The organism is Roseivirga spongicola (assembly GCF_034376045.1).
GTDB lineage: Bacteria > Bacteroidota > Bacteroidia > Cytophagales > Cyclobacteriaceae > Roseivirga > Roseivirga spongicola.
On record NZ_CP139724.1, the window covers coordinates 3,144,846 to 3,160,040 of the forward strand.

Annotated in this window: 12 protein-coding genes; 6 read left to right on the forward strand and 6 right to left on the reverse strand. The window is 39.8% G+C overall.

The features are described 5' to 3' along the window. The first annotated feature begins 39 nt into the window (after positions 1–39). The 3 genes from T7867_RS14115 (at position 40) to T7867_RS14125 (ending at position 8,653) form a co-directional block, all read left to right on the forward strand. A complete protein-coding gene (locus tag T7867_RS14115; RefSeq protein ID WP_068223135.1) occupies positions 40–3,048 on the forward strand; it encodes a T9SS type A sorting domain-containing protein in 3,009 nt (1,002 codons plus the stop codon). A 242-nt stretch (positions 3,049–3,290) separates the two neighbouring features. Beyond that, on the forward strand, positions 3,291–5,375 hold the full coding sequence (locus tag T7867_RS14120) for a T9SS type A sorting domain-containing protein (protein WP_068223128.1): 2,085 nt from the start codon (positions 3,291–3,293) through the stop codon (positions 5,373–5,375). Positions 5,376–5,665: 290 nt separating this feature from the next. Further along, on the forward strand, positions 5,666–8,653 hold the full coding sequence (locus tag T7867_RS14125; protein WP_068223125.1) for a T9SS type A sorting domain-containing protein: 2,988 nt from the start codon (positions 5,666–5,668) through the stop codon (positions 8,651–8,653). Here the strand turns inward: T7867_RS14125 and T7867_RS14130 are convergent. Beyond that, positions 8,650–9,174 carry a hypothetical protein gene (locus T7867_RS14130; protein WP_157717679.1) on the reverse strand — a complete coding sequence of 175 codons (525 nt, stop codon included), beginning with the start codon at positions 9,172–9,174 and terminating at the stop codon, positions 8,650–8,652. The genes T7867_RS14125 and T7867_RS14130 overlap by 4 nt on opposite strands. 54 nt (positions 9,175–9,228) lie before the next feature. Beyond that, on the reverse strand, positions 9,229–10,200 hold the full coding sequence (trpS, locus tag T7867_RS14135) for a tryptophan--tRNA ligase (RefSeq protein ID WP_068223119.1): 972 nt from the start codon (positions 10,198–10,200) through the stop codon (positions 9,229–9,231). A 95-nt stretch (positions 10,201–10,295) separates the two neighbouring features. On the opposite strand from trpS, the gene T7867_RS14140 reads away from it, so the two are divergent. The 3 genes from T7867_RS14140 (at position 10,296) to ppk2 (T7867_RS14150) (ending at position 13,125) form a co-directional block, all read left to right on the forward strand. After that, a complete protein-coding gene (locus T7867_RS14140) occupies positions 10,296–11,339 on the forward strand; it encodes a DUF1573 domain-containing protein (RefSeq protein WP_068223114.1) in 1,044 nt (347 codons plus the stop codon). Positions 11,340–11,437: 98 nt separating this feature from the next. Further along, entirely contained in the window at positions 11,438–12,337 is a 900-nt protein-coding gene (gene ppk2 / locus T7867_RS14145; RefSeq protein WP_068223111.1) for a polyphosphate kinase 2, read from the forward strand. Continuing rightward, positions 12,337–13,125, forward strand: coding sequence for a polyphosphate kinase 2 (ppk2, locus tag T7867_RS14150; RefSeq protein WP_068223109.1), 789 nt, complete (start codon positions 12,337–12,339; stop codon positions 13,123–13,125). Before ppk2 (T7867_RS14145) ends, ppk2 (T7867_RS14150) begins: the two co-directional genes overlap by 1 nt. Here the strand turns inward: ppk2 (T7867_RS14150) and T7867_RS14155 are convergent. From T7867_RS14155 to T7867_RS14170, 4 genes are all read right to left on the reverse strand, one after another. After that, on the reverse strand, positions 13,094–13,792 hold the full coding sequence (locus tag T7867_RS14155) for a pseudouridine synthase (RefSeq protein ID WP_068223107.1): 699 nt from the start codon (positions 13,790–13,792) through the stop codon (positions 13,094–13,096). The two genes, ppk2 (T7867_RS14150) and T7867_RS14155, sit on opposite strands and share 32 nt — an antisense overlap. A 123-nt stretch (positions 13,793–13,915) precedes the next feature. Continuing rightward, positions 13,916–14,116 carry a YwbE family protein gene (locus T7867_RS14160; RefSeq protein WP_068223096.1) on the reverse strand — a complete coding sequence of 67 codons (201 nt, stop codon included), beginning with the start codon at positions 14,114–14,116 and terminating at the stop codon, positions 13,916–13,918. Then, positions 14,116–14,454, reverse strand: coding sequence for a n-acetylglutamate synthase (locus T7867_RS14165; protein ID WP_068223091.1), 339 nt, complete (start codon positions 14,452–14,454; stop codon positions 14,116–14,118). Before T7867_RS14165 ends, T7867_RS14160 begins: the two co-directional genes overlap by 1 nt. 198 nt (positions 14,455–14,652) lie before the next feature. Continuing rightward, the gene (locus T7867_RS14170) at positions 14,653–15,057 is read right to left on the reverse strand and encodes a hypothetical protein (protein ID WP_068223088.1); all 405 of its coding nucleotides are present in this window, start codon (positions 15,055–15,057) and stop codon (positions 14,653–14,655) included. Between the last annotated feature and the right edge of the window lie 138 nt (positions 15,058–15,195).

The following is a 15,195-nucleotide window of genomic DNA, read 5'->3' on the forward strand; positions in this document are numbered from 1 at the left end:
CGTATGTAGGCCTTACTCAACCAAATGTTCACCTAGACTATGAGATTCTATTTTTTAGGATTTTTACTGCTTGCAGTTACTTTTTCTAACGTTTATGGTCAGGCTACCTTCCAATCGGCTAGTGGTGGTAGCTGGAATTCATCTTCCCGATGGACACCATTAAGCGGCTCTGATGCTGACGGTATTCCCGACTCTAATGACAACATAGTACTGCAATCTGGTCATACCATCAGTATAAACTCAAACTACTCTGTTAGTAACGTAATCTTCAATGGTGGTGGTTTTAGCTTTAGTGGTGGTACTAGAACGTTGACAATTCTTAATGATGTCTATGTTTATGCAAACTCTAGTATATCAGGTTACAGTGCCAATCAGGTAATTACAGTTCAAGGAGGTTTAACCGTGCTCGGTGGTACACAACTCAGTATACCATCAATTACCTTTTCAGTAAATGGAAGTGCTACCTTAGAGGGACAGCTCTCTATAAGTGGAAATTCAAGAACACTCAATTTTGGTGATGTAGATATTACGGGAACAGGTGTCTTAAGTCTGTCGGGAGGAAACACCTATAATTTTAATGGCGACCTCAATAATGATGGTACGTTCACTGCTAATTCATACAACCAGATATTTAACTTTAATAGCTCTTCTGGAGTAATCTCTGGGTCGAATGAGATAAACATTTTTGAAGCTAATTTCAATTCTCCAGCCAATTATACCAACAATTCGGTGCTTACCATTAGAGATAATATGTCTGGTACAGGTTCTTTTACTAATGGAAATGGTGCAGAGCTTACCCTGACTAATGGAGGACCATTTACGGTTTCTACATTTAATGCTGCCGCTACAGGAAACACTATTATCTACACTGGTTATGGATCTCCTACAGGCTTTACTGGCTCATATTATAACCTTGTTTTAAACAAGTCTAGCGGTACTCTTGGTTTTAGTGGTTCGCCCTCTATTCTAAATGATTTAACCATTCAAGATGGTATATTTCAGGTAGGTGCTGTCACCGTAAACATTGGCAATAACCTTAATTTGGAAGATGGTGAGTTCACTCCAGACAATGCCTCAGGTGTAACTAATATTGGAGGCAATCTCAATATCTCTGGCGGAGAGTACGATCATAACAGTGGAACAGTAAACGTAACTGGAAACTTAGAAATGACTGGAGGCGATATTCTCTTCAGTGGAGGAAGTTCTACCATAGATATTTCGGGCGATTTTAATTTCAATGGAGGAACACCAAACCTGCAGGGAGGAGACTTTATTACGAATAACCTCTATGTTGCTTCCGGTAATGAAATATTTATTAATGGAATTAATTTAACCGCTTCTGGTCAGGTTGAGCTAGACGGGACAATGACTTTCAATAATACCGGTGGTTCTAAACTAATAGGTAGTGTTTTGGTAAATGCCACAGGTAACTGGAATGTAACCCAGCCAAACAACGTGACCATCAGTGGAAACATTACTAACAATGGAGTTTTTACGGCTGACCCGGGCTATGGTACTAGTGTTTATACACTTACCAGTGCGAGCGGTATCCTAAGTGGTAGCGGTGATCTTAACATTAGGGATTTAGTAATCAATAGTCCAGCGAGTTATACCAATGAAACCACGCTGAGTGTAGCAAATACTTTTACTGGTTCAGGAACATTTACCAATGGTGCAGGGGCAACTTTTGTGTATTCTGGCAATAACAGCAGCGGTACTAATTTTACAGTTTCAAACTTTGATGCATCTGCTGTGGGTAATACGGTGGTGTATGCTGCTTTGACTTACAATCAGCAATGGAGAACTACTAGTTCGGCCAATAATGATTATTACAATGTTACCATTGAAACTAACACCGGAGATTATCAGAGTATAAACTTGGCAGCCGATGTTAGGGTTAATGGTACTCTGAATATAGTGGAGGGTTTTGTTCAATTGGGCTCTTTCGATTTAGAAATGGCCGCTGGTGCAACTATTACTGGTGGAGACGATTCTAACTACATCAGAATTAATGGAAGCGGTGTAGTAAGGCAGTACTTTTCTTCTGTGGGTAGTACTTTAAGCTTTCCTATTGGAGATAGTAACGATTACTCCCCAATCACATCGTTTACAGTGAATTCGGCTACTTTAGGTGCCAACCCATATGTTGAGTTAGATATTACTGATGCTAACCACCCGAATAGGAGTACAGGCAATATTGGTGCGGGAGGAAATGATGATGGAGTAACAGCAACAGACTATATCTCTAGGTATTGGACACTCACGGGCAATGACATGACCAACCCATCTTTCAATGTCAGTTATCAGTATATAGATGGTGATATTACAGGTACAGAGGCTAATATGATTGCCGTACTTTATGGTCAGCCTCCAGGAGAAACCTTTTTCGATTGGAAAGATGCAGGTTCGGTTAATGCAGTAAACAATACAGCAACTATAACCAATGGTAACTACTGGGGAGATTTATATGCCATGGATAACAGGCTAGATCGATTGCCAGTAGACCTTATCAGCTTTACAGTAAAAGATTCGCCCTCTACCGTAATTCTTAATTGGTCAACGGCCAATGAGGAAAACAACAACTACTTTTCAGTAGAAAGGTCTTCAGATGGTGTCAACTTTGTTGAAATTGGAACTGTAAAGGGCGCTGGTAATTCTAATAACCTCCAGACGTATTTGTTCGAAGATTTAAACCCGCTTAACGGAAGGTCTTATTATAGATTGAAGCAAATAGACTACGGAGGACAATTTGACTATTCACAATTGGTGGCTATTTCTCATAAGTCATTTAACGAGCCTTCTTTTAGTGTATATCCTAACCCTGTTCTTTCTGGTGAAAGTGTCAACTTGAAATTAGAAGGTATGCCTAAGGATGCCAACTGCACAATACAGATTGTAGGTAGAGGCGGGGAAGTAGTTTGGCAGAGTAGCCATTCATTTGCTGAGTCGCAAGAATTGCAGGTAAATAACCTTACTTCTGGTATCTATATTGTAAGAGCAACAAGTAACTCAGGCTTTGGTGTTACTCAAAAATTAATAGTCAGATAGACCCTGGCTTGGCGATCTGATTTTTCGAATTTCTTGAATTTTTTTTCTGTCAATTTTCTGTATTGAGTCGGACAGTTTTTGCATGCAAAAAGCGTCATATTTGATGTAAGTGTTTTTGATTGTAACTATCTGTTATTCAATTAGTTTTATGATGTCTTGCATAAGTAAATGAACTCGGCCTATTTTGGTTGAAAATTCATTTTCACCTCATGTCCTCAACTACTTTTAATAGGTGCACTTGCATGATTTTTTTTGTCCTTGCAAGTGGGTTTTCTGTCTTTGCTCAAACCTTTACAAGCGTCCAAACTGGTGACTGGGACGATACCGATACTTGGGGCACCACTGGAATTACTGATGACTACCCTGCCTTTGGAGATGAAGTAACAATAACCTCAAATCATGTAATATCTATTAATGCCTTGGCCCAAGCAGGCGCAGTATCAATTGAAGGCTCGGCATCCATTATATTAAACAATACACTCATTGTTTCTAATTTAGAAATGTCAGGAACTAGCTCTATATCTGGTTCCGGTAGCTTGAGTTCTTTTGGCAATTTTTCCATACCCTCAGGTACCGTCTCAATTAACGGAGGAAGCATTTCTTCTACCGGTATTTCGCTTGGCTCAGCCAGTCTTACCATAGGGGCTGCATCTCTAAATGTTACAGGAAATACCTCAATTTCAGGAATAATCACCTTTACGAGTAGTACAGGCACCAAAGAGTTTAGAAACGTGATTGTTAATGCAGGAGGCACATGGAATAACACAAGCACTGAGTCTTTTACTACGAGAAATATCACTAATAATGGCACTTGGAATGGCTGTGGCAATACTACAGATTGTAGCTATACCATAAGCGGAACTAGAATTATAAGTGGAGCTAATGAGATATCCATTCCTATACTCATTGTTAATGGAACAGTTAGCAACACCGCTGTACTCGAAATAACTAATCAGTTATCGGGAACTGGTACGCTTAGAAATGGTAGTGCAGCAATAAGCGGCACATTAGAATTTAACGGTGATGGGCCTTTTACCATTGCCACACCAGATTTTTCGACATTTATGAACACTGTAGCCTATACCGAAGCAGGCAGTGTAACGGCAATAGCTACTACTTACAGGAATTTAACCATCAATAAATCGGCCAATGAGGTTAGTCTAGGAGGGCAAACAACTGTGTCAAATAACCTGACACTGAGTCATGGTAATTTGGTTCTTGGGGCTCATAATTTGATACTTACAGAAGCAGCTTCGCCAACTGATGCAAGTTTAGCAAGCTTTATTCAAGATACTGGAGCGGGTGTAGTAAGGCGTGAGGTTTCAGCAACTGGTATTCCACTCTATGTTCCAATAGGGGGCAATAATTTCTCTCCAATTACATTGACACTTAATGAAGCAACTTTTGGTGCTAGCCCGTCAGTTGATTTTTCAATAACCGATTCAGCTCATCCTCAACGAGATAGGGATAATCGTGGTGATTCACCAGCTGGAGATGATGATGGAACGGTATCTACCGACTATCTGGATGTATATTGGACCGTTGCAGGCAATGATATATCATCGCCCGTATTTACAGCAGAATACACTTATGATGCTTCTGACTTCTCTCAAACTACCGAAAGCAACTTAGTACCTGCTCTATATAGGAGTGTAGGAGGAACCCTAGATTGGTTGGCTGTTGGCTCAGTAAATGCTACCAATAATACAGTGAGTATGGATAGTGGCGATGGTTTCGGAGACCTTTATGCTATGGATAATACCTTAGAAAGGCTTCCTGTTCACCTCATCAGTTTTGCTGGCAAACCTTCCAAAAAATCTGTGGTACTTAATTGGGTTACCGCCTCAGAAGAGAACAATAATTACTTTGAGGTAGAGAGGTCTTTAGATGGTATTTCTTTTGAAAAGATAGGGGAGGTGACAGGCGTTGGTAATAGCTCTAGTATTCAGAACTACAGATTTATCGACCGATTCCCTTTAAGTGGGAGGTTATATTATAGACTTAGGCAAGTAGATTTTAATGGCACTTTTGAGTACTCTGAAGTTATATCCGTAACCTTTGAAGGTCTTGAAAGTGCTTTGCATTTATCAATATTCCCCAATCCTGTTCATACCAATCGAATAGTAAGCATTGGTTTAAATGCTGATGCAATAGGTCAGCCATTTATACTAAAAGTCCTCAGCCTCAATGGTGAAGAGCTTATAAATAGAAGTCTAGAGTCAAACACTGATTTAGAACTCGATTTGTCTAGTTTCAAACCCGGTTTGTACTTGGTTCATGCTCTTTTCAATGGTGAGCGACTTTCTAAAAAGCTTTTAATCAATTAAGTTTTTCACATACCAGTTTATCAAAGGTAACGCTAGGTTGTATCTCAAATCTGGGAAGGGTTGACATTCTTTAATCCCAATCTCTTGCCAAAGGTATTGTTTTATCTGTCTCATATTCAGTTGGTTAAAGTCTTGTATTGGGCCGTGAATCTTCTTTTTATAATTGCTTAATATGGATATGAATAACGTTTTTTTTCATTCGAATTAAATTATTCTACATTTGTAACACTCAACACGACTGCTATAAAGTTCAGAAGACTTAGTTCTATCTACCCAAAGTTAGATTGTCAATGCGGATACTTTTAGTTGGTTGTTTTATACTCACTTGTCATTTTGTTTGTGCTCAAGGTACTTTTACTAGTGCCAATTCCGGATCTTGGACGGACCCTGGTAGTTGGACATTAGTAGGTACAGATAGTGATGGCAATAATTACCCAGACGGTAATGATAACGTAATTATCAACGGGCATGCAATTACCGTAAGCAGTACTGAGGCTACTTCTACTCTTGAACTTGCCACAGGTATTGTAGAGTTTTCTGGTGCAGCAGCACAACTTAATGTAAGGGGTACATTATCGTCTAGTGGAGCCTCTGAAGTTACAGGCACAAGTACAAATCATAGGTTGGTTATAGTGAATAATGGCACCACAGTGTTGGGAAACATCAGTGTTAATGGAGGAACCTTCACTTTAGATGGTGCTAGACTAACCAATAATGGTGAATTGACTGTTGCAGATGGTGCTACTTTTTTGATTGATGATAGCACAGCGCCTACAGTAGTGGCAAATCATTTGTTTACCGATATCGACATAAATAGTAATGGCACATTCCAGAATAATGATGCGATACAAATTATCATAAGAGGCACCATTACTAATAATGGTACTTTTAACGGCTGTGGTGATGATTCATGCAACTACACCTACAATGTTGCTGGTAGTTTTGTGGTGGATGGAACAACTACAGTGAATATGCCTAGAGTTTTGGTTTATAACGGTGCTACCTTGACTAATCAAGGGTTGATCTCCACCATTGATTTACTCGGAAATGGAGTTGGGGTAAACACATTTGTAAATGAAGGAACCTTAACTGTTAATACCTCCGGTACAATAGATGAAGCAGATTTGGTATTAGATTTTGATGCTGTAGGTAATACACTCGTTTATGAAGGAAGTACCACAGAGCAGTTGTTTTCATCTACTTTTTACAATGTAGAAGTGAATTTAGAAGATGGAACGCTTATCAATCTGAACAATGGTGTAAGCTCAACCATTAATAACAATCTGACAGTAACCAGTGGTGATGCTCGAATTATAAATTCAGCTAATACCTTAACTGTACTTGGTAATTTGAGCATAGAGGGTGATGGAAGTTTCTTTATGAATACTACTAGTGTAGGGGAAGGAATTAGTATCACAGGTGATTTTGATGTTTCTAGTACCAATGCTACCGCTGTAGACTTAAATAATGGCACCATTACGTTTACTAATATGACCATCACCAATGGAGCCGATGTTTTTACTGGTGTAGCAGATTTAACAAGTATGGGTACTATTACTGTTACCAATGGAAGTGTAAATCCAGACGGTACAGCCACCCCAACTTTCAATAATATTTTGGTAGAAGCCAATGGATCTTGGCTCTCTACATCGGTTTATGACCCAACTATTACTGGCAACATCACCAATAATGGAACTTTCACAGCTTGCCTCAATACATCAGGTTGTGACTATACCCTTACTAGTGGATCTGGTACTCTAGGTGGCTCAAGCACCATTAGTAATATGGCGAACATTTTTCTGAATGATGGAGCTAGCTACACTAACGAAAACACAAGTGCAGGTGGAATTCAGGTAGGAACAGGCATTCAAACTACTTCAGGTGCAGGGTCTTTTATCAATGGCGCAAATGCCACTTTAGATTATTCAGGCACTTTGGCGAACTTTTCGGTTACCAATTTTACCGCCTCGGCAGCTGGTAATACTGTAATATTTAGTCGACCAGATGCCAATCAGAGCTTGAGAGCAACCGCAGACGCAAATAATGAATATGTTAATGTAACCATCAACAAGGCAGATGGATTCGATGTAATATTGGACGATAATATTACTGTTTCTGGTACGCTTACCCTCACGGCTGGAGATGTTCAGTTGAATGCCTTCGATTTGACTTTAGCTGATGGAGCTACAGTATCTGGAGGAAATAGCACCAGTTACATCAAGTTGAATGGCGCGGGTTTACTAAACCAAGAGTATTCGGCTGTAGGAGCTACACTGTCTTTTCCTATTGGAGATGTTGATGATTTTTCTCCTATAAATTCGCTCACATTGCATTCCGCCACTTTAGGAGCTAGTCCAAGTATAGAGTTTGACATTACCGATGCGGCCAATAGTAACCGGGATGTAGATAATACTGGCGCTGGTGGAGATGATGATGGTACTGCGGCTACTTCGTTTTTGTCAAGATTTTGGACACTCACACCAACCGATATTTCTGATGTAACCTTCAGTGCATCTTATACTTATGTAGATGCTGATGTAGCTGGGGCTACTGCTAATGAAGCTGAGCTAGTAGGTAGCGTGTATAGAACGCCAATAGGAGAGGGCTTTTTGGATTGGTCAGTAGAGGAGGCTGTAAATGCAACATCCAATTTGGTGACAGTTTCTAATGTAAGCTCTACTGCTTTAGGAGTTTTGTATGCTATGGATAATACCCTTGAAAGATTGCCAGTAGAGCTCCTGAGCTTTACGGCAATTACCAGACTTCAAGAGGTTGTTCTGAATTGGGAAACCACTTCGGAAGAAAATAATAGTCATTTTACCATAGAGCGCTCTGCAAATGGAATATCGTTTCAGTCTATCGGTGAATTGGAAGGTAAAGGCAATAGTTCAGAGCTAATTAGTTATTCTTTTATCGATGAATTTCCACTCACCGGAAGAGCTTATTACAGGTTGAAACAGGTAGATTTTAGTGGCGCCTTTGAGTATTCAGAGGTCATTTCTGCAGTTTATGATGGAGCAGTAAATTACAATTTTAGGTTGTTCCCTAATCCTGTGAATAGTGGTGGAGAGCTAACTCTAAGTTTTGAACGCACTCAGACCAATAGCGAGGTCGTAAAGTGGCAACTACTAAGTATAACTGGTGAACAACTGATTGAACAAGTGGGGAGTGATAAGGAGTATATTATCGATACGTCTAAATTATCTCTGGGTGCTTACTTGGTAAGGGTTGTTTACTCAGACGGCCGAGTAGACAGTCAACGATTAGTTGTTAATTAATAATCTGAATTGCAGATTGTTATAGATTTTTCGCCAGAAAGGTAAGCCGAGTTTTGGTCGGCATTTAGACCAATGTTAGTAGAACCCAATATCTCATCTTTCATTGGTCCTGAAGCTTCGAAGTGAATTTTAATACTTCCATCGAAAGTAAGGAGATCTGAATAACTTATGGTAGATCCGTTCTCTAGCTCATTCAAGATTGTAGAGCTCTTGCCAACACCGTCTCTTTCTTCTATCGGGTTAAGTAAAGTGGCAATGTTACCATCATCAGCAAGACTTCCGAAATGTAAGTGAACGGGGTGATTAGCATTGTTAATCACTCCGTTTAATGTTATTTCCACTTGAGCTGCCCCACCTTTTCTTTCTTTTATAAGGAGTGTTCCATTGGTTTGATTACCATTTACGGCACCGGGAATCATCTCCATTTCAACTTCGTTTCCAGTAAACTCTGCATCTTCAGCATCTGAGCTACATGCGAAAACAAAAGCCGATAAAAGGATAAGGGCGAATAGCTGCTTCATAGGTTTGGCATTTAACCCTAATATAACGGAGAAACCGTGCAAATGGTGCATAAATTAGGCAAAACCTATCGCCTTTTTCACTCGCTCTAAAACATCTTTGGCAACATCACGTGCTTTTTCTTCACCAATAGATAGTTCTTTTTCTAGCTCGTCTAGGTTGTTCATATAATCGTTGAAGAGCGCGCGTTCTTTAGCGAATTTCTCTACAATCAATTCATAAAGTGCCTGCTTGGCATGACCATAGCCATAGTTTCCACCCAAATAATTCTTGCGCATTTCTTCAGTTTGCTCTTCAGAGGCAAGCAAAGAATATAAAGCGAAGGTGTTATCTGTATCTGGGTTTTTAGGTTCTTCAAGCGGAGTACTGTCACTGACAATCTTCATGATGTTCTTTCTAAGAGGCTTGTCTGCCTGAAAAATGTCAATAGTATTGCCGTAAGACTTACTCATCTTTTGGCCATCTATGCCCGGAATGGTCATTACATTTTCATCGATTCTCGCCTCAGGCATTACAAACACATCGCCATATTGGTGGTTGATGGTGTTGGCAATGTCGCGCGTCATTTCTAAGTGCTGTTTTTGGTCTTTACCAACAGGTACCACATTTGCGTCATAAAGCAAAATGTCGCAGGCCATTAAAACAGGGTAGGTAAACAAGCCTGCATTTACATCGGCTAGTCTATTGGACTTGTCTTTAAAGCTATGCGCATTGGCCAACATGGGAAAAGGCGTATAGCAGTTCAGATACCAAGCCAATTCACAAACCTGAGGAATACGAGATTGTCGGTAGAAAGTGTTTTTCTGAGTATCGAAACCAAAGGCAAGCCAAGCAGCGGCTACTGCATTGGTGTTTTCTATTCTTGTTTGTGGGTCTTTGATGGTGGTTAAGGAATGCAGGTCTGCGATGAAAAAGAAAGACTCGTTCTTATCGTCTTTCGATAGTTCTACAGCTGGTTTAATGGCACCGAGAATGTTTCCCAAATGCGGTTTTCCAGAACTTTGTATACCAGTAAGAATTCTTGCCATTGATAAAATTTTGGGCAAATTAAATAAAACTGACAGGCTCAAATCAAACTTAGTTCGTTTAATTTTGACCAAACGAGGAATAAAGAAGGGAATTGATGATTAGAAGCTGTATTGTATTGTTTTCATTGCTTTTTGCTCTTGGAGTGAATGCTCAAGAATTGGAGTTTGTAGATCTTGGAGTTGCAGAAGGTGAATTTAAGGAGATTAGCAAAGAAGTAGAGTGGTTCAATAGGTCTGATAGGAGTGTTCAGGTTAAGCTGGTCAGTAAGAATGACGCCCTGAAAACCGAAAGGAAGAGTATAACTATTAAAGCTGGTGCTAAAGCTAAAATCCGCTATTCCATAGAACTTTCACAATCACCAGGCTATTTCGAATATGAGCTTCAACTTGTAGGAAGGGAAGATGTATTGTTGTATGGTTTTCAATTCGGACTGCAAATACTAGCTCCTGAAGTAGATGTTTTTAAAGCATACCGAAACACTCAGTGGCCTTTTCGAACCAAAGAAAGAATTTTCAACCTCAAGGCGGGCTATAAGCAAGACACGCTTAGTAGTACCTTCGATGTTTACAATCTTGGCGGTGCAGATTTAGACCTGTCTGAGGTAAAGGTTAGCGATAGCGTTTGGGTGAAATTTGAACCCAAAACCATTAAGCATAATCAATTTGGCCGAATGACAATTTCAATGCTGCCATCTGAGAGTGCACCATCTGGTTTTCAAAAGATGAGTATTGGATTAAAAAACGATGATAAAGTGTTCGCTCACTTACCTATTCAATTCACTCTGTTACCACCAAAACAGCTTAACCAGAGTGAAGTAGTATCGGGGAGTCCAACTATTACCACTAGTATTATTAATCATGATTTTAGGGTGATGAAAGTGGGAGAGGTAGAATCTGTTCAGGTGGTATTGGCCAATTTGGGTAAAGGAGAGCTTCAGATTGAGCGCTTAGAATCTAACTGCGATTGTCTCACCTATGAGCTGCAAGAAAAAGTATTGTCATCGGGTAACAACACCATGCTCACTGTTACTTTTAACGCAAATAATAGACTTGGTTTGGAACGCAAAACACTGGCAATTTTTAGTAATGATCCGGCCAACCCTACATTAGTACTTACGTTTAGGGCACATGTGAAATAAGCAATGAGTAAATGAAAATCCATTACCATTCTATAATCTTAGAATAGGGCTTTTCTTTATCATTATTTTCTATCTTAGTTGCCCCTGAACAGACAAGTATGAGTGAGTTTTTAATCACAGACGATTCCATAAAAAATACCCTCGATTCAGACAAGAGGCTTACAAATGCAGACTTTAGCAAGATTAAGAGCCGAGCAGATCTTGAGGCTGTTTTTCAAGAGCGAGGGAGAGACTACAGTAAAGCACTTTTCAATATAGAATATGAACGCCAGCTAGAACAATTACAGATTGAGTTGGTAAAATGGCAGCGTTGGATTGCAGATACGCAACAACGGGTAGCTATAATATTTGAAGGCAGAGATGCAGCTGGAAAAGGGGGCTCTATTAAGCGGTTTATCGAACACATGAATCCACGTTCTTTACGCGTAGTGGCATTGAACAAACCTACAGATTTAGAGAAAAAGCAGTGGTATTTCAGGCGTTATATTAAGGAGCTGCCAAATGCTGGTGAGATTGTTTTCTTCGATAGAAGCTGGTACAATAGGGCCGTAGTTGAGCCAGTGATGGGCTTCTGTAGTGAAGAGCAATATCAGCAGTTTATGCGCCAAGTGCCTGAGTTTGAACACATGCTTTTTGAAGATGGTGTTCATGTTATAAAGCTTTGGTTCTCAATCAATAAAGAGGAGCAAAGCAGGAGGTTTGACGATAGAAGAAGTAACCCACTAAAGCAGTGGAAGTTAAGTCCGGTAGACGAGAAAGGGCAAGAAATGTGGGAAAGGTATACCTACTATAAAGAACAAATGTTCGCCCATACGCATACCACTTTTAGTCCTTGGACAATTATTAAAACCAATAAGAAGAAAATCGCTCGTTTGGAAAGTATTAGGCACGTATTATCCAAGTTTGAATATGACGGTAAGGAAAATGCGAATACCACAGTTTTGCCAGACCCTAATGTTGTCATGAGGTTTCACCGTTCAATCTATCACTTGGTATAATGGATAAGAAGTTTTTCTTTTCAGATAAGGAGCTTAAGCTCTTGAATACAAATAAGGCCATCAAGTTATTGTTGGCTCAAGAAGACAATATCAATCCAGAGAAAGTTCTGCGTTACGTTCGATATGAGAAAACTTTGGAAGATTTGCAGGTTGAGTTAATCAAAATGCAACAGTGGGTTATCAAGAATAATAAAAGAGTTTGTCTCTTGTTTGAAGGACGCGATGCTGCAGGAAAGGGTGGAGCTATTCGTAGGGTTACTCACCATTTAAATCCTAGAAATTATAGGGTAGTTGCTTTACCTAAGCCTACTGAGCAAGAAAGAGGTCAATGGTATTTTCAACGCTACATCAATAAGCTTCCTAACCCTGGAGAGGTTGTGTTATTCGACCGTAGCTGGTATAACCGTGGCGTTGTAGAGCCTGTAAATGGCTTCTGTAGCCAAGAGGAGTATGAGCGTTTTATGAGCGAAGTAAATCACTTCGAAGAAATGATAACCAACGATGGTGTCATTCTAATGAAATTCTATTTCTCAATTACTAAGAAGGAACAGGCGGCTAGGTTTGAAGATATTGCCTCTAATCCATTAAAGCGATGGAAAATGTCTCCGGTAGATGAGGTGGCGCAAGAGCTTTGGGATACTTATACAGAGTACAAAGAGCGCATGTTTGCCCACACTAACACAGAGAAGAATCCATGGATTATACTTAGGGCGAATAGAAAGACAACGGCCAGGGTAGCCGTAATCAAGCATATTCTTAAGCGGATTCCTTATAAGGAGAAAGCTTAAGTGTTGCTAGCATCCGTTTGAATTCATCGCTAGGTTCAGCATTTACACTAATCCTTTCATTATTGATAGGATGATTGAATTCAAGTTGCTGAGCATGCAATAGCATGGTGCCCATATTCCACTTTTCCAGAAAGAGCTTATTTTGCTTGTTACAGCCATGCGGTCTGTCACCAATAATAGGATGAAGGATATGGGCGAAGTGCTTTCTCAGCTGATGCATTCTGCCGGTTTCTGGCTTGGCTTCCACTAACGAATACCTAGAGGTAGCATGCTTTCCGAAGGGCACAGGTATTTCAGTTCTATCTAAGGTTTTATAGTGAGTGATAGCCTCCTGTGTTTTCCCCTTATCGTTAGTTAGGGCATAGTCTATTGTGTCTTCATCATCTGAGTACCCTCGTAAAATCGACCAGTAGGTTTTAGACACCGTGTGATCTTCGAATTGCTTCATAAGGTTTGTAATCACTTCCTTATTTAAAGCAAACAGCAAAACACCTGAAGTTTTTCTGTCTAATCTATGAACCAGGTAAACGTGTTGGTTTATCTGATTCCTCAGCTCTTGCACAGCATAAGTATCGGTATTGGTAGCAATAGGGGAGCGATGTACAAGCAGGCCGTGGGGTTTGTTGATGGCGATGAGATCAGCGTCTTGGTAGAGGATTTCGAGCATTTAGAAAGTATTGTGTCTTGAGTAATGCGTGATGCGTAATGAGACTTTTGAGTTTGGCTTAAGACCTACCTGTTAATTAACATTCAAACTTTGCACTCAATAAAACTAAACATTCATCATTCATCATTCATCATTCAATACTTCTTTGACTCTCCCCACCTGGCCGTCTTCAAGCCGTACTTTGATGCCATGCGGATGGGAGGGAGACTTCGTAAGTAAATCCTTTACAAAGCCATGGGTAAGTTTACCAGTTCTCTGGTCTTGTTTGAGCACAATGTTTACTTCTGTACCCGGTTTGATATCTGCTCTTCTTGTTCCGTCCATTATATTTCTTCTAAAATTGAGGAGCCTTTCGTCAGGTCTCCCGATGTCCACTGCCAGTTTTCATGTAGTCTGATCTTCCCGTTAGGAAGAATTTCAGGAGTGGAAGTACACTTACCTGTCTTTTGCTCTAGTTTGGTGTTCACCTGAGTGTAGTTCATCTCAATCACACCATTCTCATCAACAGTACCTTCCAACCAGCCTTCCAGAATTTTACCACCAAAGTACTGACAAACGAGTTGATTCCCTTCCTGTTTGTAATGAAAGACCAAATCTCCAGAAACCTCTCCATTCGGTGAGTTCTCAATGGCTCTAAATCGTTTGTCGTTGTAGTTGATCATTTGTTAACGGTCTGGCTATACGCAGTGTGGGATTGAGAAGCTAATCTTCAAACTTAGCACTGAGGTGAGCCAAACACCTTTTGTGTTTTTAATTTATTCAAATAAAACGGCAAACGTGAGTTTGGCGTTGGGTAAGTGCTGTGTTCTAAGTTACTGCCAATTGAAGCATTGAGTATAGGTCATGTTGTAGCCAGTAATTTATTTTAGTTCAAGTTCATAGTCCTTTCCAATAACCTCGAAAACCGTATCATACGTACGAAATACAAAGTGTTTGTAAGAGTTGTCAATTTTCCCAATATGCATTTCTTTGTCTTCCTTAATCATCTTGGCAACTTGCTCTGAATTTACGATTAAGTCAAAAGAGGATTCGTAGTCAATTTCATCATAGTCGAGTTCAATCATTTTAAACAAATGGACTGAATTGAAAGTGATTCGGTATCCTTTATTGGTGTTGTTGTCTAAGTTGCTACAAAGAGTTCCGTTAAACTCACCGCTTAGTTCAAAAGTGGACTCGTTTACGACATTTACATTGTCAAGATAGATTGCATCTCGTCCCCAAATCTTTCCTACTGAAGTGATTATTGGCACTATTCTCTGAATCATTCTCTAATTGGCTACAACGTATGCTAACGCTCATAAAAGTGAGCGATATATTTCCAGTAAATTACAAAAAGTGAGCGTTAGCCAGCTAATATGTGGTGTATAACGCTCACTTTTTAATTCAACAATTAAAAGACTAAA

Excerpts from the sequence above, each read along its gene's own strand:
- T7867_RS14115 (WP_068223135.1), top strand. The coding sequence starts at position 40 with ATGAGATTCTATTTTTTAGGATTTTTACTGCTTGCAGTTACTTTTTCT.
- T7867_RS14120 (WP_068223128.1), top strand. The coding sequence starts at position 3,291 with ATGATTTTTTTTGTCCTTGCAAGTGGGTTTTCTGTCTTTGCTCAAACC.
- T7867_RS14125 (WP_068223125.1), top strand. The coding sequence starts at position 5,666 with ATGCGGATACTTTTAGTTGGTTGTTTTATACTCACTTGTCATTTTGTT.
- T7867_RS14130 (WP_157717679.1), bottom strand. The coding sequence starts at position 9,174 with ATGAAGCAGCTATTCGCCCTTATCCTTTTATCGGCTTTTGTTTTCGCA.
- trpS (WP_068223119.1), bottom strand. The coding sequence starts at position 10,200 with ATGGCAAGAATTCTTACTGGTATACAAAGTTCTGGAAAACCGCATTTG.
- T7867_RS14140 (WP_068223114.1), top strand. The coding sequence starts at position 10,296 with ATGATTAGAAGCTGTATTGTATTGTTTTCATTGCTTTTTGCTCTTGGA.
- ppk2 (WP_068223111.1), top strand. The coding sequence starts at position 11,438 with ATGAGTGAGTTTTTAATCACAGACGATTCCATAAAAAATACCCTCGAT.
- ppk2 (WP_068223109.1), top strand. The coding sequence starts at position 12,337 with ATGGATAAGAAGTTTTTCTTTTCAGATAAGGAGCTTAAGCTCTTGAAT.
- T7867_RS14155 (WP_068223107.1), bottom strand. The coding sequence starts at position 13,792 with ATGCTCGAAATCCTCTACCAAGACGCTGATCTCATCGCCATCAACAAA.
- T7867_RS14160 (WP_068223096.1), bottom strand. The coding sequence starts at position 14,116 with ATGGACGGAACAAGAAGAGCAGATATCAAACCGGGTACAGAAGTAAAC.
- T7867_RS14165 (WP_068223091.1), bottom strand. The coding sequence starts at position 14,454 with ATGATCAACTACAACGACAAACGATTTAGAGCCATTGAGAACTCACCG.
- T7867_RS14170 (WP_068223088.1), bottom strand. The coding sequence starts at position 15,057 with ATGATTCAGAGAATAGTGCCAATAATCACTTCAGTAGGAAAGATTTGG.